This is a genomic window from Leptothrix toolikensis (SeqCode) (assembly GCF_057922285.1).
Genome location: NZ_JBYSVC010000050.1, coordinates 1 through 17132, shown reverse-complemented (window position 1 = coordinate 17132; position 17132 = coordinate 1). Strand labels below are relative to the sequence as shown.

Annotated in this window: 15 protein-coding genes; 4 read left to right on the top strand and 11 right to left on the bottom strand. The window is 58.7% G+C overall.

Annotated features, from left to right (window positions below):
* The first annotated feature begins 312 nt into the window (after positions 1-312).
* Positions 313-3093 carry an FtsZ/tubulin family protein gene (locus AC3VI7_RS08640; RefSeq protein ID WP_489667552.1) on the top strand — a complete coding sequence of 927 codons (2781 nt, stop codon included), beginning with the start codon at positions 313-315 and terminating at the stop codon, positions 3091-3093.
* A complete protein-coding gene (locus AC3VI7_RS08635; protein ID WP_489667551.1) occupies positions 3090-4646 on the top strand; it encodes a substrate-binding domain-containing protein in 1557 nt (518 codons plus the stop codon). The genes AC3VI7_RS08640 and AC3VI7_RS08635 overlap by 4 nt, the downstream gene beginning before the upstream one ends.
* Before the next feature lie 9 nt (positions 4647-4655).
* On the opposite strand, the gene AC3VI7_RS08630 is transcribed toward AC3VI7_RS08635, so the two are convergent.
* Genes AC3VI7_RS08630 through AC3VI7_RS08620 form a run of 3 tightly spaced genes read right to left on the bottom strand, consistent with a single transcriptional unit; the run spans position 4656 to position 8318 of the window.
* Positions 4656-5879: a BaiN/RdsA family NAD(P)/FAD-dependent oxidoreductase gene (locus AC3VI7_RS08630; protein WP_489667550.1), complete on the bottom strand. Its 1224-nt coding sequence runs from the start codon at positions 5877-5879 to the stop codon at positions 4656-4658.
* Positions 5880-5884: 5 nt separating this feature from the next.
* A complete protein-coding gene (gene folE, locus AC3VI7_RS08625; protein WP_489667549.1) occupies positions 5885-6589 on the bottom strand; it encodes a GTP cyclohydrolase I in 705 nt (234 codons plus the stop codon).
* 34 nt (positions 6590-6623) lie between these two features.
* Complete coding sequence (locus tag AC3VI7_RS08620; RefSeq protein ID WP_489667548.1) at positions 6624-8318, bottom strand: Na/Pi cotransporter family protein; 1695 nt, start codon at positions 8316-8318, stop codon at positions 6624-6626.
* Positions 8319-8749: 431 nt separating this feature from the next.
* On the opposite strand from AC3VI7_RS08620, the gene AC3VI7_RS08615 reads away from it, so the two are divergent.
* Both AC3VI7_RS08615 and AC3VI7_RS08610 read left to right on the top strand, forming a co-directional pair.
* Entirely contained in the window at positions 8750-9580 is an 831-nt protein-coding gene (locus AC3VI7_RS08615; protein WP_489667547.1) for a hypothetical protein, read from the top strand.
* Between the two features lie 35 nt (positions 9581-9615).
* Positions 9616-11358 (top strand): MFS transporter, encoded by a 1743-nt coding sequence (locus AC3VI7_RS08610; RefSeq protein ID WP_489667546.1) that lies wholly within the window; start codon positions 9616-9618, stop codon positions 11356-11358.
* 50 nt (positions 11359-11408) lie between these two features.
* On the opposite strand, the gene AC3VI7_RS08605 is transcribed toward AC3VI7_RS08610, so the two are convergent.
* The 8 genes from AC3VI7_RS08605 to AC3VI7_RS08570 all read right to left on the bottom strand — a co-directional run bounded on the left by AC3VI7_RS08605 (position 11409) and on the right by AC3VI7_RS08570 (position 16948).
* Positions 11409-12065, bottom strand: coding sequence for a riboflavin synthase subunit alpha (locus AC3VI7_RS08605; RefSeq protein ID WP_489667545.1), 657 nt, complete (start codon positions 12063-12065; stop codon positions 11409-11411).
* Positions 12066-12103: 38 nt separating this feature from the next.
* A complete protein-coding gene (locus tag AC3VI7_RS08600) occupies positions 12104-12481 on the bottom strand; it encodes an ArsC/Spx/MgsR family protein (protein WP_489667544.1) in 378 nt (125 codons plus the stop codon).
* A gap of 35 nt (positions 12482-12516) precedes the next feature.
* Positions 12517-13338, bottom strand: a complete 822-nt coding sequence (gene queF, locus AC3VI7_RS08595; RefSeq protein ID WP_489667543.1) for an NADPH-dependent 7-cyano-7-deazaguanine reductase QueF — start codon at positions 13336-13338, stop codon at positions 12517-12519.
* A 112-nt stretch (positions 13339-13450) separates the two neighbouring features.
* Positions 13451-13783, bottom strand: a complete 333-nt coding sequence (locus AC3VI7_RS08590; RefSeq protein ID WP_489667542.1) for a hypothetical protein — start codon at positions 13781-13783, stop codon at positions 13451-13453.
* Between the two features lie 152 nt (positions 13784-13935).
* Positions 13936-15219: a TRAP transporter large permease gene (locus tag AC3VI7_RS08585; protein WP_489671080.1), complete on the bottom strand. Its 1284-nt coding sequence runs from the start codon at positions 15217-15219 to the stop codon at positions 13936-13938.
* A gap of 8 nt (positions 15220-15227) precedes the next feature.
* Positions 15228-15677 carry a TRAP transporter small permease gene (locus tag AC3VI7_RS08580; protein WP_489667540.1) on the bottom strand — a complete coding sequence of 150 codons (450 nt, stop codon included), beginning with the start codon at positions 15675-15677 and terminating at the stop codon, positions 15228-15230.
* A complete protein-coding gene (gene dctP / locus AC3VI7_RS08575) occupies positions 15674-16666 on the bottom strand; it encodes a TRAP transporter substrate-binding protein DctP (RefSeq protein ID WP_489667539.1) in 993 nt (330 codons plus the stop codon). The genes AC3VI7_RS08580 and dctP overlap by 4 nt, the downstream gene beginning before the upstream one ends.
* A 108-nt stretch (positions 16667-16774) precedes the next feature.
* Entirely contained in the window at positions 16775-16948 is a 174-nt protein-coding gene (locus AC3VI7_RS08570; protein ID WP_489667538.1) for a hypothetical protein, read from the bottom strand.
* Between the last annotated feature and the right edge of the window lie 184 nt (positions 16949-17132).

Here is a 17132-nt window from a genome sequence, read left to right as displayed (position 1 = left end):
AGGCGACCTTGCTTGATTTAAGGGCATCGAAGGGCTCATCATGAACGAAAATTCGATAACGAAGGATTGATTCACGATTTTCTCGATTTCTGTGACGCATAGTTACCAAGACTGCCTCTCAAGTGCGTATCGTTCGGTCCCTGAGAAGCAGTCGTTGTTCGTTCCTGTTCATCCTGATTCGTTTGAAAATTAAGATTCATCATGAATCGATGTGCGGCTACTTTTGTCTTGGCTTATATAAATGAAAGGCTTGGAGTTTTTGTCTGAAAGCCCCGTTGTTTCGGAATCAAAAATCACCTTTTGTTGTCACGCATGAACCATTTGATCATCGGTATCGGCGCCACAGGCCGTCGAGTTGTCATTGAGCTGCGCAAGCGGTTGATGCTGCGTCACGGCAGTGTTCAACCGGATGGCATGCCGGCAGACTTTGTTCTGTTGAATAAAGACTTGGCGGATGAAGCTCCGACACCGCAGCCCTCAGCGCAAGCCAACAGTGCTTGGTCGGTGATCCGGCCGGAAGACTTTGTTTTACTGACCAAAGCGCCCTCGGACATCCGTACCGACTCCGGCGATTGGAGCGTCTTGGGGCCGTCGATCCAGTTGTCGGATCGGCGCATGCTGGTGCTGAAACCTGAAAATCAAGCGCCGGTTGAGAGTCAAACCGCTTGTCGCAAGCTGCTTGAGTCGATGCTTCAAAGCTTGCCCCCCGGGGGACGCGACGAGGTGACGTGGCATGTGGTGGGGCATTTGCAGGCCCCGGGAGAGTCGGGCCTTATGCCGGGGGTGGTGCGCTTGCTGCGTAGCCTCTCCAGTGATATCGACGCCCGCGTGATGATTTACGGCATGTTGCCAGCCAACATGGCTGCCGTGGATGCACCCACCGCCTGTGCCGATGTTCGTGAGCTGCAAGCTTTGATGGCATCCCCTGCCGGGCGTCGCCATCAACTGGCCCCCTTTACCCAAGGCTATTTGTGGCATGACGTTGCAGCCTCGGGGCCGACTTCGGCGGATCGGTACGCGGCCTTGGCCGAATTTTTGTATCAAAAGATGCTGGCCGGCCCGAGCTGGCAAGCGGGTGCTTTGAAGGGTTTGTTCGGTGTCGGCTTGCATCGCTTGGGCCCTGATGTCGATACGTGGCAAGAGCATTTGAGCCTTGAGATCGCCCAGCGCGTGCTCAACAGCCTGTGTTTGGGCCACGCTGAAGCCAGTGGCGAGGCTCCTGCCAAGCAAGTTTCGGCTGAAAAAGCCATCACGTTGGTCGATGCCAATGCGCGTGATCGTCAAACCCTTGGCGGTGATGCCTTGCATCAGCAAGTGGCAGCGGTGGTTGCGGCCGGCACGTTTGAGCAAATCTGGACCGAGTACGCCGAGCATTTCAAACGTTTAGCCTTTGCCATGCCCGACGCGCAGCGTTTGGACCAAATTGCCACGCTCTTTGATCAAGCCTTGCGCACGGGTTTTCGCGGCAAGGGTGTTGAGCCCTACTTTGAGCAAGCCCGCGAAGAGCTGGAGCGCGCTACCGATGCACGGGTCAAGACCATTGAGTCCGATTTGTTGAGCGACTGGCAAACGGGCCGGCGCTCCCTGCGAGAGTGTGGTCAGGCCATCGCCACCATGGCCTCGGATCTGACTTTTTACAGCGATCAGATCGAAGCCACCGTGCGGCAACGCAGCGAGGTCTCTGATCACCACGGCATGCAACTGGCCGTTTTGAACCAAAAAGCCGCCCAAACCACCCAAAATACCGGCGGTTTTGGGGCTTTTGCCAAGCGGTTCACCGGCAGCGATGAACGCACTCGCATCTTGGATCTTGAAAACGCCGTGATGTTGTGGCGTGAGCGCTGCTTGGCCATGACGCAGGTCACGGCCGGGCGGTTTGCGCAGCATCAGGCGCAGCGCTTGGTGTCGCAACTCAACGCGCTGTTCCATCTCCTTGAATCGACCGAGCAAGCGTTGGTGTCGGTCTCGCATGAGCTGCGCGACAAAGCGGCGCAGGTCAATGAACGCAAGCGCATGGATCAACTGCGCGAGCGTCTCTTGACCCGTGAGGCGTTGGTCACGTTGGATGTGCATCAGCTCCAAAACCATTTGTTTGCCGCAGTGGGCCCAGAGATCAGCTTCCGCACCTTTGCTTCGGTGACTTTGTCCAAGGGTGTTCTTGGGCATGAGTTGTTGACGCGCAGCGTGCAAGCGGCCCGGACGTTCATTGATGCGCAGGCTTCGCCGTCTTTGGTCGATGGCCTGATGCAGCGCTGGCTGAAGAACCAAGCGCAACAAGCGCAGACCTTCGCCAACTGGGTCGATAGCACTGCGCTGGCGGATCAAGTCCGCCCGGATGGCGGCGGCGCTGCTTTGCGCTGGAGCCTGTTGATGCCCAACAGCGAGATGCCTTCGGGCTATCTCTCGGCCTTTGCGGGAGCGCTTGAGCAAGCCTTGCACGACAAAAATTTGCTCACTGCCGGTGGCGGTCATGCCAAGTTAGAACAACGGGCGGTTACCCCTGGGCTGCGCTCGGATCAGCGCCTGACTTTGGTGGGCTTGCTGCCCTTGTTTGAAATCGGTGGCGATGCGCAGCTGATCGAAGCTGTTGCTGAGCCGGTGCCGGTTGAGCCGCCGCCGCTACCCATGCCCACACCGGCACTGCTTGTGCCACCGCCGGTGACGCCCCAAGCACCCGCACCCTCGCCCGAATGGCTCTTGCAAGTACGCCGCGTGCTCTTGCTGGCCGAGGCGGTGGGTTTGATTTCAGAAGAGATAGACCCCGCTAACGGGGAAAAACGGTTGTTGTGGCAACAAGTCGATGAGGACGGTTTCGACATCGCACGCAAGGTGCTGGGTCGGGACTGGATCGACGCGGTTGCCCGCGCGGACCATGATGATTTCGAGGCGTTGAAGAAGGCTTTGCTTGAGCCCGACCAGATACGCCAGATTCATGCCGCCGACCGACAGGAAGTATTGCGAAATTCGATGCGAAGGCGCATCGAAGCAATCCGATCGGCAGCACCAGCTTCAGAGCTGGATGCCGTGTCATTGGCGTGGAGTGAAGCTGCTCGCGCCGCCATGCGTTTTGTTCGACAGGAAGCCATGCTATGACCCACGGTATCTGTACCAATCTCCCCAGCGCGTGTACCCATGCGGAAAAACGCACGCAACTGCCCTATGACGACAGCAACTCACGTTGCCCCAAGTGCGGCTCGCCGCTGCTGAGGGTCGATGAGTCGGCGGGCGGTGGAGGCAAGGGAAAAATGAACGTCCTCGCCATCGCCATCCCGCTGGCCCTGGTGGCCTTGGGCGGCGGTTGGTGGGCCATGAGCGGCTCGGGCAACAAAGCCACCAGTGCTTCTGAGACGCGCAACGCCGACCACACAGTTTTGCGTTTGCATGGCTCGTCCACGTCAACGAGTTTGGGCTCAGCGCTGTTGCAAGGCTTTTTGGCTCAAGAGGGCTACACCCAGATCGCGGTCAGCCCCAGCAAAACGGTGGATGAAATCGCGGTGACAGCGCGCGGCCCGGACGGCCCGGTGCGCATCGAGATGTATGGTCACGGCTCGGCCACCGGCTTTACTGATTTGCGCGATGGCAAGGCCGATATGGCGATGTCTTCCCGCCCGATCAAAAAGGGTGAGCTGGAACTCACCAAAGCCTTGGGCAACTTGAGTGCTGACGGTGCTGAATACGTGGTCGCCATGGACGCCATCGCCATCGTGACGCATACGGCCAACCCGGTTTCGCGCCTGTCGCTGCTGCAATTACGCGATATTTTTAGCGGCAAGATCACCGATTGGGCCCAAGTGGGCGGCAAGGCTGGGCCGATTCAGCTGGTGACACGCGACGAAAAATCGGGCACCACCGACACGCTTAAACAAGCGGTGCTGGGGGGCGGTGACATCGCCAAAACCGCCAAGGTCGCCGATGACGGCGGGGTTTTGGCCGATTTGGTGGGCCGCGATCCGCAAGCCATTGGCTACACCACCATGCACGATGTGCATAAGGCCAAGGTGATTGCCATTTCAGACGGTGCCCACGAGCCGATGCGCCCGACCAAGCTGACCGTGGGCTCAGAAGACTACCCCCTGACCCGCCGCTTGTATTTGTATGTGCCGCCCATGACCACCAACGCGCTGGCGGTGCGTTTTGCCGAGTACACGACCACGCCTGAGGCCCAGAAACTGGTTGAAAAAGCTGGCTTTATTGGCCAAGCGGCTGAAGCCTTGGAGGCCAAAGCGACGGTGGCCACCGATTCCCCCGTGTACAACCAATTGGTGGGTGGTGCTCAGCGCTTGTCGATCAACTTGCGCTTCCAACCCGGTTCGATGAGCATGGACAACAAGGCCGAGCGCGACATGGGCCGGATCGCGCAGTTGCTGAGCGCGCATGGCAACAAGAAAGCCGAGATCATGTTGCTGGGCTTTGCTGACGGCAGCGCCACAGCACCGTGCAAGGTCTCGCAAGAGCGCGCCAACGTGGTGGCCTCAGAGTTGGCCACCTACGGCGTCAAAGCCAAAGTGGTCTATGGCTTCGGCGCTGCTGTGCCGATTGCTGCGGAAGACACCGAAGCCGGGCGCGAACGCAACCGCCGGGTCGAAGTCTGGATCTCCGACCATCCTGTACAAGCGCCCACAGTGGCGTGTAAGGACGGCAAGTAAGACGCGCCTTTATGTGCCGGGGTTCAAAGCCTCGGCACAGGCTGCGGCGCTGGCCCAAGCCCACTGGAAGTTGTAGCCGCCCAGCCAGCCCGTGACATCCACCACCTCACCGATCAAGTGCAGGCCGGGGATGCTCAAGCTGGCCATGGTTTGCGAGCTGAGCTGGCGCGTATCCACGCCGCCCACCATCACTTCGGCTTTCTTCCAACCTTCAGTGCCATCGGGCGTCACGCTCCACGCTTGCACGCCTTGGGCCAAACGCTCGATGTCGCGGTCTTTCATCTCGGCGATGGGCTGGCTGGGGTTCAAGCTCAGCCGTTGCAGCCAAAACTCGGCCAAACGATTCGGCAAATGCTGCGCCAGCACGGTGCTGAGCTGGCGGCGTGAGCCGTTTTTGGCTTGCCGCAGCGCATCCGCCAGATCGCCTTGCGGGTACAGATCCATCTGCACCGCTTGGCCGGGATGCCAGTAGCTTGATATTTGCAGCGCCCCCGGCCCGCTCAGGCCCCGGTGCGTGAACAGCAGATCCTCCAGAAACTCACCCTTCAACGCTCCTTTGGGTGCGCCCTTGCCACCGCCGCTGTTCAGCCGTGCGGGCAGCGACAGCCCTGAGAGTTCAACCAACGGCCCCCAATCGGTCGGCGCAAAGGTCAGTGGTACCAAGGCTGGGCGCGGCTCGATGATCTTCAAACCCCATTCGCGCGCCAGACGCAGGCCCCAGTCGGTCGCCCCGATCTTGGGGATCGGCAGCCCGCCGGTGGCGATCACCAACTGCGGGGTGCGCACTTGCCCAGCGCTGGTCGTCAGCTCGAAGCCGTCAGTCACGCGCTGAACCGTCGAGACACTGCACGGCTGGCGGCGCGTGACTTGGCCGACGGCACATTCACGCAGTAGCAAGTCGATGATGTCTTGGCTGCTGTTGTCACAAAACAACTGACCGAGGTGCTTTTCGTGGAAGCCCACACCGTGGCGGCGCAGCAAATCGGTGAAATCGCTCGGGCGGTAACGCGCCAAGGCTGAGCGGCAAAAGTGCGGGTTGTCGGAGAGGTAATTGGCCGGCGATGCGCCGAGGTTGGTGAAGTTGCAGCGCCCACCGCCCGAGATGCGGATCTTCTCAGCCACCTGCGGCGCGTGGTCGAGCAACAGCACCCGCACCCCGCGCTGACCGGCCATACCGGCACAAAAAAGGCCGGCAGCGCCGGCCCCGACGATCACTGCGTCAAAGGTTTCCATGTCATTCAGGGTCTGTGCAGCAGCGAAAGAAATTCACGCCGCAAGGGCGCGTCGTCGAGAAAAGCGCCGCGCATCACGCTGTTGCTCATGCGCGCGTCCATGTCGCGCACGCCGCGCCAACTCATGCAAAAGTGTTCGGCTTCCATCACCACCGCCAAGCCGTCGGGCTGCATTTTTTCTTGCAATAAATCGGCCAAGCGGGTGACGGCTTCTTCTTGAATCTGCGGCCGGTTCATGATCCATTCGCTCAAGCGGGCGTACTTGGACAGGCCGATCAGGTTCGAGTCTTCCTTGGGCAGCACACCGATCCAGACCCGACCCACGATGGGGCAGAAGTGGTGTGAGCAGGCGCTGCGCACGGTGATCGGCCCGATGATCATCAGCTGATTGAGCCGCTCGACATTGGGGAACTCGGTGACGCTGGGTTCTGGCTCGTAGCGGCCCTTGAACACTTCACGCAGGTACATCTTGGCCACCCGACGGGCGGTTTCTTGGGTGTTGTGATCACTGGTGGTATCGATCACCAGGCTTTCCAGCACCGTTTGCAGCTTGGCTTCGACCTCGACTTGCAAGCGGTCGAGTTCACCCGGTTCGATGAATTCGGCGATGTTGTCGTTGGCGTGAAAACGCTTACCCGCCTTTTGCAGGCGAGCACGGATTTGCTGGGAGAGGGGCAGGCCTTCGTCATCGGCAGCGGCATCATGAGCCATGGTGGCAATCCCTGAAAAAGAGCGCCGGATCGTATCAGCCTCTGGATGGCCGTGCTTTGGCTGGGCTGGGTTCTTCTTCAAGGCGCGCAAAGCGCGAGGCCCGAATGCGCGTTTGGCTCAGTGCCCCAGCCGACTCCAAGATCGGGTAGGCAATCGAGCAGATGTGCGAGTTGATGCGCTTTAAGTCGCTGATGAGGTCAAGGTGCAGGGAACTGGTTTCGATGCTCTCGGCGGTGTTGTCTTGCAAACGCGCCAGATGGCTGCCTGCGTATTCATGTTCTAGCTCGCGAAAGCGCGCTTTTTCTTCAAGCAAGCGTTTGGCATCGCGCACGTTGCCCACCAAGAACACGCTCATGCCCAAACGCAAGTTGGTCAGCAGCCGTTCGTGCAGATGGCAAATTTCAGCCATACCAGCATCAGAAAAGCGCCGATCTTTGCGGATTTTTTTGTCTTCGACGTCTTGCAAAATGCGCTCGATGATGTCGCCGATCTGCTCCATGTTGATGGTGAAGGACACCACATCGGTCCAGCGCCGGCTTTCGCCTTCAGACAGGCTTTCGCGCGAGATCTGCGTCAGGTAGAGCTTGATGTCGGTGTGTAGCGCATCGACCATGTCATCTTGCTGGCGCAACTGCTCGGCCAGCACCAGATCGTTGTTGCGGATCACTGGCAGCACACCGCGCAGCATGGTTTCGACCACATCGGCTTGGTGCATGGCCTCACGTGCAGCGCATGAAATGGCCAGCGACGGCGTGCTGAGCGCCATCGCGTCCAGGTGTTGCGGGCGTTGGGTGGCAAGGTTGGAGGGCGCAAGCATCCAGCGGTCCAGCGCCTTGCCCATGGTGCTCGTGAAACCGACGAACATGGCGGCCAAGACGAGGTTGAAGCAGAGATGGAAGATGACGACTTGCTGATCAATGCCGCCCACCCATTCCGAGAGCAGATCGTGGACATGGGGCAGGAAGGGAATGGCCACCATCGCCCCAACCACTTTGAACAGCAAGTTGCCGACGGGCAGCCGGCGAGCCTCCACCGGAGCCTTGGCTGTGGTCAATATCGCCAAGATGCCGCTGCCGAGATTGGCTCCCACCACCAAGCCCAGTGCGACGGTCTCGGGCACCATCCCTGAGACCGCCAGCGTGGCGGTGAGCAAAACGATGGCCAAGCTGGAGTACGCCATCACGGTCAAGAAGGCACCGATCACGATGTCGAACAGCACTTCGTTGGGCAGCGCTGCCAGCAAACCACGCATGGCCGGCGAAGCGATCAGCGGCTGAGTGCTTTGGACGATGAGTTTCAGCGCCAACGTGATCAGTCCCAGCCCGATGGCCACTCGTCCGAGCCGGCCCGCCGTGGTTTTGGGCTGCGACACGTAGAGCACCACGCCGACAAAAATCAGCAGTGGCGACAGCCAAGACAGATCCAGCGAAAACACCGCCACCATCATGCTTGAGCCGACATCGGCCCCGAGCATCACCGTGAGCGCAGCGGCTGTGGTGACGAGGTTTCGGCCCAGAAACGAGGCCACGATCATGCACGTGGCGGTGCCCGATTGCACCAAACTGGTCACGCCCAAACCCGCCAAAAGCGCGCGGGGCTTGGAGCCAAGACTGATCGCCAGCACATGACGCAGGCTTTCGCCGAAAACGCTCAGAATGCCGGTACGGACCGTTTGGGTGCCCCAAACCAACAAGGCGATGGCGGCGAGCAAATTAAGCAAATGCAACATGGCTGTGATTGTCAAACATATTTCATGAATGTGTGCTTGTTCACAACATAACCCATTGATTATTTTTGATGGGAATGACGCTATTTTTAGGCGACGTCAAGCTCACCCCTTTATTCAAGGAATGCACAGGGATGCAAATGAATGTAATCTGCCGTGAGCGATACGTAACGATGTGGAGCTTTCACGGTATTTTGTTTTGGGCTGAGTGATGTCGCCATCCTTGTAAGGTTCTGTTGGCTGTTGATGGTGCAAGATTCGCCTGCCATGTTTCAGTAAGCGTGGATATGAATCGACATCGAAGGGCTTGACTGACATCAAGGCTTTTTTATTTCGAGTCACATGCTCAGCTGAAACGAAGTTCAACCGCTGACTGTGTCGTGCATCCGGCACGGCCAGCGCAGTCCAGACCCCCCCATGGATGGAGGATGACGATGTCCTACGACTCTCAGTCTTCGTTGCGAAGACGTGCGGCTGTTGCCGTGTTTTCCGACGTACTCGATGAGGCTGCCCTGCTTGATGCCCTTTGGGAGCAACATGACTCAATGCGGGGTGAATCGGTATCGGATGTGATCGCTTTTGTCGATGCTGTCGGTGCCAAGCAGCAATTGGATGCGGCCACCCGTAAACGCTTGTATGGCGGATTTTTCAACGCCTTGAAGGCCTCTGAGGCCAATTTGCCGCCTGACCCTTGGCCCAAGATGCAGGCCCAGCAGTTGGCTCGTATGGCTGAGATCCGTGCCGCTGCGCCTGTGCCGCCGCCAGCTCCGGTCTATGTTCCTCAGCCGGTGCCTGTGCCGGTACCCATCCCCCAGCCTGTGCCTTTGGGCGTCATGCCCGCAGCGCCTGTGGTGGCTCCTCCGCCACCTGCATTGGTCGCCCCCGTGGTGTCAGCGATCCCACAGGAGCCACAGATCATTTTTGGGGCCGTGATGCGTGCAGCGATCATGGAGATTTACCAGTACCACCGAGATGCCGCCGATACGGTTTGGACGGGGTCGCTGGCCGAATTGGAACGTTCGGATATTTCCGATGCGGTGAAAATGCGTTTCAGCCGAGCATGGATGCGGCCGCTCAACGACGATTGGGTGGTGCCGGGCATGACCATGGAGTTGGCTGAATTGATCCGGGTCTTTTTTGTCTCACTGAGCAAGGCTTTTGGTCGCATTGGTGCTGATCAGATCCTTGGTCGTGGCGTGGCTGCCGCTGAAAAATTACCGGAATCTCGCAAGTTTTCACCCAAGCGTTTGCTCTCCGCCCTTTGATTTCGTGATCATCCGCTCAACTTTAGGAGGTATCCATGTCCAACATACCAGCCGGCGTTTCTGATCCGGTGGAGCAAGATAAGTCGTACTCCTATCAGCCGATGACGGCAGCGGAGCGCAAAGTTATTTTCGCGTCGTCCATCGGTACGGTGTTCGAGTGGTACGACTTTTACCTTTATGGCTCTTTGGCCGGAATTATTGCCAAGCAATTCTTCTCAGGTTTGGATCCCACATCGGGCTTTATTTTTGCGTTGTTAGCGTTTGCGGCCGGGTTTATCGTTCGCCCTTTTGGTGCGCTGATGTTTGGCCGTTTCGGCGATATGGTGGGGCGTAAATACACCTTCCTGATCACGATTTTGATCATGGGTTCTTCCACGTTCATCGTCGGGATCTTGCCAAGCTATGCCTCGATTGGCATGGCAGCCCCGATTTTGCTGATCGTCTTGCGCATGGCCCAAGGTCTGGCGCTGGGGGGTGAGTACGGCGGTGCAGCCACTTACGTGGCCGAACATGCGCCACAAAACAAGCGCGGCGCGTACACCTCTTGGATTCAAACCACCGCTACGCTCGGGCTGTTCTTGTCGCTGGCCGTGATTCTGGGTGTGCGCACCTACTTGGGTGAAGCGGTGTTTGCTGATTGGGGCTGGCGCGTGCCGTTCCTGGTCTCGATCGTGCTGCTGGCCGTGTCGGTGTGGATTCGTATGAGCATGAACGAATCGCCCGCTTTCCAGAAGATGAAGGACGAAGGCACCTTGTCTCAAGCGCCGCTGTCTGAGTCTTTTGGGCAATGGAAAAACCTCAAAATCGTGTTGCTGGGCCTGTTCGGTCTGGTCGCCGGTCAAGCGGTGATCTGGTACACGGGTCAGTTTTACGCCTTGTTCTTCCTGACCAGTGTCTTGAAGGTAGACAGCAGCACCGCTAACTTGATGGTGGCCGCCGCGTTGTTGATCGGCACACCGTTCTTCGTTGTCTTTGGCACCTTGTCAGATCGCATTGGCCGCAAGCCGATCATCTTGACGGGTTTGGCCTTGGCTGCGCTGACGTACTTCCCGCTGTTCAACTGGCTGACTGAAGCGGCCAATCCGGATCTCGCCAAGGCTCAAGCCAACGTGCATCTGGTGGTCAAGGCGGACCCGGCGACGTGTTCGTTCCAAGGTAGCCCGATTGCGCGTGAAATCGACTTCAGCTCTGCATGCGATATCGCCAAGCGCGCGCTCGCTCAGTCGGCTGCCAGCTACACGAATGAGCCGCTGCCTTCAGGGAGCTCAGCCATCGTGAAGATCGGTGATCGGGAATTCTTTCCCCCGAACGCCATGTTGAACGCTGCGGGCAATAAGTTTGATGGTTCGAGCGCTCAAGCGATTGCCGACTTCAAGGCTGATTTGAAGGCCGCCTTGGCCGAGGCGGGCTACCCGATCAAAGCTGATCCTGAAAAGGTCAACCACGTCAAAATCATCCTGATCCTGACGATCTTGGTGATCTACGTGACGATGGTTTACGGCCCGATTGCGGCAACGCTGGTTGAGTTGTTCCCAACCCGGATTCGCTACAGCTCGATGAGCTTGGCGTACCACATCGGCAACGGCTGGTTCGGCGGCTTGATGCCCACCATCGCCTTTGCCATGGTGGCCCAGAACGGCGACATTTACTTCGGTCTGTGGTACCCGATCACCATCATCGTGATGACCTTCTTGCTGGGAGTGTTCTTCATCCGTGAAACCAAGGATGTAGATATCTACGCCAAGTACCTCTACTGGCACCCGAACAAGATGAAGTGATTCATCTGCGCTTCTAGCCTGATCAACCCCGGCCTTATCGCCGGGGTTTTTTATTTCTGGATCAGTAGTTTTTGCAGGGCCGGCAGCCAAGGCGCGAGATGCTCGGCCACGCTGTCGCGCACGGTATCGACGATCACTTGGGTGCTGCGTTCAATCTCGATGTTGAGCGCGTCGCCAACCTGTTTGTGGCCAAAGGTGGTCATGCGCAGGGTTTCGGGGATCAACCAAACCTCGAACCAGCCGGCTTGGCGATCAGCTTCGGCAAGGGTGAGGCTGGCACCGTTGATGGCGATGTAGCCTTTGGCAAAGATGTAACGCATCCACGGTGCCGGCACTTGGATGCGCAGCACATGGTTGTTTTCGGGTTGACGGATGCTGGCCAAGGTGGCGGTGAAATCCACATGGCCCGACAAAGGATGTCCACCGATTTCAGCCCCATCGCGTGCGGCCCGTTCGACGTTGATCCGGTCACCGACGTTGAAGCGTCCCAAGGTGGTCAGCGCCAGGGTTTGCTGCATGACATCAAACTGGGCTTGTCCGGTGCTAAATGTGGTGACAGTCAGGCAGACGCCATCGCAAGCGACACTGGCACCGATCTCTAGGCCTTGGTCAAACCCGCCAGGCAAGCTCAGCGTGAAGGTGCGCAAACCGGGACGGTCGGTGATAGCGCTGATGTGGGCGATGCCCTGAACGATGCCAGTAAACATGGGAAAAGCCCCGAAGGGCTGTGGTTATGTGCTGTGGTTTATTGGGCAGACGGCCGAGCCAGATCGCTCAGGCGTTGCTGCCAGCTTGAGGCCTCAAAGCCCACGCTGATGTGACCGTCGGGCCATTCGACCACCGGCCGCTTGATGAGGATGGGTTGCTCCAGCATCAGCAAACGGGCACTGGCGGAGCCATCGACGGCGCTGCGCGCATAGTCGGCCAAACTGCGCCATGTGGTGCTACGTCGATTGAGAAGGGTCTCCCAGCCGACGGCGACCAACCAGCGATCCAAGCAAGTTTCAAGCTGCGTCAGTTGGCGGTAGTCGTGAAAGACATAGGGACGATCCACCGCTTCGAGGGCCGCACGGGCCTTTCTCACAGCGTCGCAATTCGCAATCCCGTAGACGATGGTGGGCATCAAGGGCCTCGCTTCCAGCTTTGGTTGAGTGTGGGTTATTGCCGTGCCGTGCGTGCATTGGTTGGCAAGGTGGCCGGATGGCTACAGCGGTAAGGATTGATGTCCAACCCACCACGCCGTGTATAGCGGGCGTAGACCGCAAGCCGTGTTGGGCGACAGCGGGTCCAGATGTCCATAAAGATGCGCTCGACGCATTGTTCGTGGAATTCATCGTGCCCCCGGTAGCTGACCAGATAGCGCAGCAGACCCGCTTGGTCGATGGTCGCCCCGGTATAAGTGACCTGCACGCTGCCCCAATCGGGTTGGCGAGTGATGAGGCAATTGCTCTTGAGCAAGTGAGAGACGAAGGTTTCGGTGACGGGCGGCTCCGTGTGATCCGCGCTCAATAGCTCCGGCGTCGGCGTGTAGTGCGTGCATTCCAGATCAAGGCGGTCCAGATTGAGACCTTGCAGAGGGGCAATGATTTGGGTCTGAAACTGATCCGGCAGGGTCAGCCGCACGCCAACGCGCAGGCCACACGCGGTACTCAGATCGGTGACGAGGTGCTGCTGCACCACCTCGTGCGAGTCAAAGCGGCTCATGTTGAAGCTATTTAGATACAACTTGAGCGACTTGCTCTCGATGATCGAGACCGAATCGCTGGGCACGATGAAGTGCGCTAGGGCGATTTGCGGCTTGCCTTTGGGGTTCAGCCAAGACAGCTCATAGGCGTTCCAGAGATCTGCACCGATAAAAGGCGGTTGACCTTGAAGGCCCAACTCGGCACGCTTAGCCGCTCGGGGCAGGGGAAAAAGCAGTCCCGGATCGTAAGCCTCACCATAGGTGACGGCTTGACCGAGGGGAGAATCAGTGATCATGGTAGCAAGCGCAAGGCCCAGAAATGGCAACGCCCGCGATGGTAGCGGGCGTTGTTGGTTTTGGGTTGAGCGCGGGTCTTGCCCGCTTGGCGTGGTGGCATCGGAGACCCTTTTACATGTGAAGGGCGTGACCACCCGTGTGCCGTGACGTCACAGCTTGGTTTGTCGGTGTCTGGATAGCGGCCACTGCTGCGTCTGTGCTGTGATTGACCTGAGCCGAGGTCTTTTTCAGAACGTCCGCCATCGCACTCGCTGCCGAGCCAACGACCCAGAAAAACAGGAAGCCAAGGCTGTAAATTTGCATCCGATCTTCACCGATGGGCGCACCATAGACCGAAAGATCAAGCGGATCCACCAGCCCAAAGAACACCATTTCCGCAGCCGCAGCGACCATAAAAGCAGGCCAAAGAACAGAAACAATACGTTGAGCAAGATTCGAATTCATCACAGACTCCCAAACTGATTGAAGGTTGCGGACAGAACTTATTTAAGTCCGCGTAATCAATGTACGTCAAATGAAGGGGCTAAATCTGTGATGAACGGTGAGTCTTTGAAAAGCATAAGGTTTCTTTAACGGTTCGTGATGCTGTTGTCATTTCAGCGTATAGGGTTCATCCAGTGCGGTAGCCATAGAACCACCTCCGGAATCATGGTCATGGCCAGTAACACGACCAGCAAGGCCAGTAAAAACGGCCAGCCTTCTTTCAGCATGGCTTTGATCGGGATGCCCGTGAGCGCATGGGTGACGAACAGCAGCATGCCAAAGGGCGGGGTGATCAGGCCGATCATCATGTTGACGATCACCACCACCCCAAAGTGGACGGGATCAATGCCCAGCTCACGCACGCTGGGCAAAAGCATTGGCACGAACACCAGCAGCATCACGGTGGTGTCAAGAAAGCAACCCAGCACCAAGAACAGCCCGTTGACCAGCAGTAAAAAGCCAGTCGGCCCCAGATGCTGCTCTTGCACATAGCCTGCGACCAAACTGGGAACGCCTTCGGCGGTGAAGGCGTAATTCAGCATGAAGGCCCCGGCGATGACCACCGTGATAACGGCGCTGGCGCGGGCTGATTCAAGAAAGACTTGATACAAGTCCCGCCAGCTCAAGGCGCGGTAGACCACGGTGGACAAAATCAAGGCGTGCAGGGCAGCGACGGCAGCCGCTTCGGTGGGGGTAAACGCGCCGGTGTAAAGCCCGGTGAGCAACACGATGGGCAAGGACAGCGGCAGCGCGGCGCGACCGATCAGCCGAGGCCAGTGCGCCAAGGGCACGGGCTCTTCTTTGGGCATGTTGCGCTTGGTGGCGATCCATTGCACCGTGAGCATCAAAGCGCCGGCCATCAACAGGCCTGGGATCACGCCACCCATGAACAAGGCCCCCACCGAGGTGCCGGAGACCAAGGCGTAGATCACCATGGGGATGGAGGGCGGAATGATCGGCCCGATGGTGGCGCTGGCCACGACCACCGCACCGGCAAATCCCGGTGCGTATTCGGGCTTTTTGAGCATCTGGCGCAGGGTGACCAAACCCGGCCCGGCTGCGTCGGCCAAGGCGCTGCCGCTCATGCCTGAAAAGATCACGCTGACCAAAATATCCACCTGCGCCAGCCCGCCACGCAGGCGGCCGACCAAAAGGCGGCAGAAGTCGAAGATGCGCTCACTGATCGTGCCGGCGTTCATCAAGTTGGCCGCCAGAATGAAGAGCGGCACAGCCAGCAACACGGAGCTGTTCACCAAGCCGCCCAAGGTTTGCTCAGCCACCAAGCCGAGTTCTTGATGCGTGGCGATCAGATAAGCCACGCCGCTGGCGAGCATCGAAAAGCCGACCGGGGCGCGTAGCAGCAAGCCGAGGGTCATCACGGCCAACAGGGTCCACATGCCGGTGCTCATCGAAGGGCGCTCCCGATCTCGTTCCAAAGGGCACGCAGGCTTTTGAAGACCACGGCACAGAGCAAAAAGAGGAACGGGGCATCCACCCACATCCACGGTAGATCCATCACGGGCGTGTTCTCACGGGCCATGAAGTGGATGTAATCCCAGCTGCCCGGTATCGCCCAACCCATCAAACCGCCGATCAAAAGGTGTGCAGCGATGCGCAGCCCGCGTTGCACGCCCGGGGAGCACAGGTTGTAGAGCAGATCGAAGCGGACGTGTTCTTCTTCTTTGAGGACAAAACTGGCCCCCCAAAGCACGATCCAGAGGTACAGCACCATCACCAACTCGTCGGTCCACGGCAAGGGCCGATCCAAGAGAAAACGCGCGCTGATTTGGATGATGAAGACCGTGAACAGGGCAACAAAGAGCCCCACGGCAACCCCATGGGCGATGGACTTCATTTCGTGGCTTGGATGCGATCCAGCAGCCCAGCGGACCAGCTGCGGGCGTAGTCCGAGTTGCGGTAGGTGTCTTGAACTTTTTGACGGAAGGCGGACACGTCGGGGGTGGTCACGGTCAAGCCCTGCTTCTTGAAGGCTTCGAGCAGTTGCGCTTCTTCTTGCAAGCGATGGTCGTTGTTGAAGCGTGCTGCTGCTTGAGCGGCTTCCCGCACCTTGGTTTGTTGCGCCGGGCTCAGACCTTGCCAAGTCTTGTCGGCCAAGGTGATGAACAGGCTATCCACCAGATGCTGGGTCAAGACGATCTGGGCCAAGACTTCGTTGAATTTGGTGGCGCGCAGAGTGGGCAGCGGGTTGTCTTCGGCATCAATCGTGCCGGTCTTGAGGCCCATGTAGACCTCGCCCAAGGTGAGTGGCATGGCCGAAGCTCCGAGGGCGTTGCCCAGAAAGAGCCATTCCTTGCTGGATGGCATGCGCAGCTTCACACCTTGAAGGTCGGCGGGCGTTTGCACCTTGCGGGTGGTGCGTAAACCGAGCTGACGGGTGCCCAAGTACAAGGGGGCCAGCACATGCAAGCCCATGCGTTCGCTGGCTTGACGGTAGAGGCTCTCGCCGATGGAGCCGTTGAGCACCGCTTGCTGATGCTTGGGGTCGCGGATGACGTAACCTGCCGTGAGGATCGAAAAATCGGGCACTTGGCGTGCCAAGTCGAAAGCTGAGACCGAGGCCATCTCCAGATTGCCCCGCGCCATGGCGGTGGGCTCGGCCCCTTGGCGAAACAGGGTGCCGTTCAGATGGATCTGCACGTCGAATTCACCCGGAGCCTGCTTGTCGAGCGACTCTTTAAAGGTCGTCCACATCTTGGCGTGCCAATCGTCGGGTACGGCCGGTGTCGAGATGCGCAGCAGCACCCGCGATCCGGCATCGGCCGGGCCTGTGAGGGTCAGCCCAAGGAGAAAAATCAGGCTCAGATGCAGGAAAAGGCGTCGCATGAGGCAAGAAAAAGAGCAGAGAGGCTGGAATTGTCGGTGATCCCTCATTCACAGCCACGAAAAACCCGGCCGGGGCCGGGTTCGTCGGTGAGGGTGCTGGCCCTTGGCTTAGTAGCGAGCGCTGGGTGTCTTGTGGGTCACGTGCTTGACATGGGACTTCTTGTGCGCGTGTTTTTTCTTGGTGACCTTGGCGTGGTGTTTCGTCCCATGGGTCGCGGCGCTCGCGGTGAACGAACAGGTGGCAAAGCATGCGGCGATCAGGAGAGCCAGCAGTTTATTCATGATGAGAAGGATTGTTGGTGTTGGAAAGGGTGAAACCCTATCACAGCCGCATCTCCAGCCGCAGGTTCCATGTGGTCCATGTGGTGGTGAGGGTGTCGGCCGATTCGGTCATGTTGGCGATGTTCAGGGTGCGGCTCAGACTTTGCTGCTCTGGCCCAAGGTTCCCGGCTCCCAAGCGCAGGGA

Coding starts and splice junctions, on each gene's coding strand:
- AC3VI7_RS08635 (WP_489667551.1), top strand. CDS start 3,090: ATGACCCACGGTATCTGTACCAATCTCCCCAGCGCGTGTACCCATGCG.
- AC3VI7_RS08580 (WP_489667540.1), bottom strand. CDS start 15,677: ATGAAGTCCATCGCCCATGGGGTTGCCGTGGGGCTCTTTGTTGCCCTG.
- AC3VI7_RS08610 (WP_489667546.1), top strand. CDS start 9,616: ATGTCCAACATACCAGCCGGCGTTTCTGATCCGGTGGAGCAAGATAAG.
- AC3VI7_RS08600 (WP_489667544.1), bottom strand. CDS start 12,481: ATGCCCACCATCGTCTACGGGATTGCGAATTGCGACGCTGTGAGAAAG.
- AC3VI7_RS08605 (WP_489667545.1), bottom strand. CDS start 12,065: ATGTTTACTGGCATCGTTCAGGGCATCGCCCACATCAGCGCTATCACC.
- AC3VI7_RS08620 (WP_489667548.1), bottom strand. CDS start 8,318: ATGTTGCATTTGCTTAATTTGCTCGCCGCCATCGCCTTGTTGGTTTGG.
- dctP (WP_489667539.1), bottom strand. CDS start 16,666: ATGCGACGCCTTTTCCTGCATCTGAGCCTGATTTTTCTCCTTGGGCTG.
- AC3VI7_RS08615 (WP_489667547.1), top strand. CDS start 8,750: ATGTCCTACGACTCTCAGTCTTCGTTGCGAAGACGTGCGGCTGTTGCC.
- queF (WP_489667543.1), bottom strand. CDS start 13,338: ATGATCACTGATTCTCCCCTCGGTCAAGCCGTCACCTATGGTGAGGCT.
- AC3VI7_RS08630 (WP_489667550.1), bottom strand. CDS start 5,879: ATGGAAACCTTTGACGCAGTGATCGTCGGGGCCGGCGCTGCCGGCCTT.
- AC3VI7_RS08590 (WP_489667542.1), bottom strand. CDS start 13,783: ATGAATTCGAATCTTGCTCAACGTATTGTTTCTGTTCTTTGGCCTGCT.
- AC3VI7_RS08570 (WP_489667538.1), bottom strand. CDS start 16,948: ATGAATAAACTGCTGGCTCTCCTGATCGCCGCATGCTTTGCCACCTGT.
- AC3VI7_RS08585 (WP_489671080.1), bottom strand. CDS start 15,219: ATGTGGACCCTGTTGGCCGTGATGACCCTCGGCTTGCTGCTACGCGCC.
- folE (WP_489667549.1), bottom strand. CDS start 6,589: ATGGCTCATGATGCCGCTGCCGATGACGAAGGCCTGCCCCTCTCCCAG.
- AC3VI7_RS08640 (WP_489667552.1), top strand. CDS start 313: ATGAACCATTTGATCATCGGTATCGGCGCCACAGGCCGTCGAGTTGTC.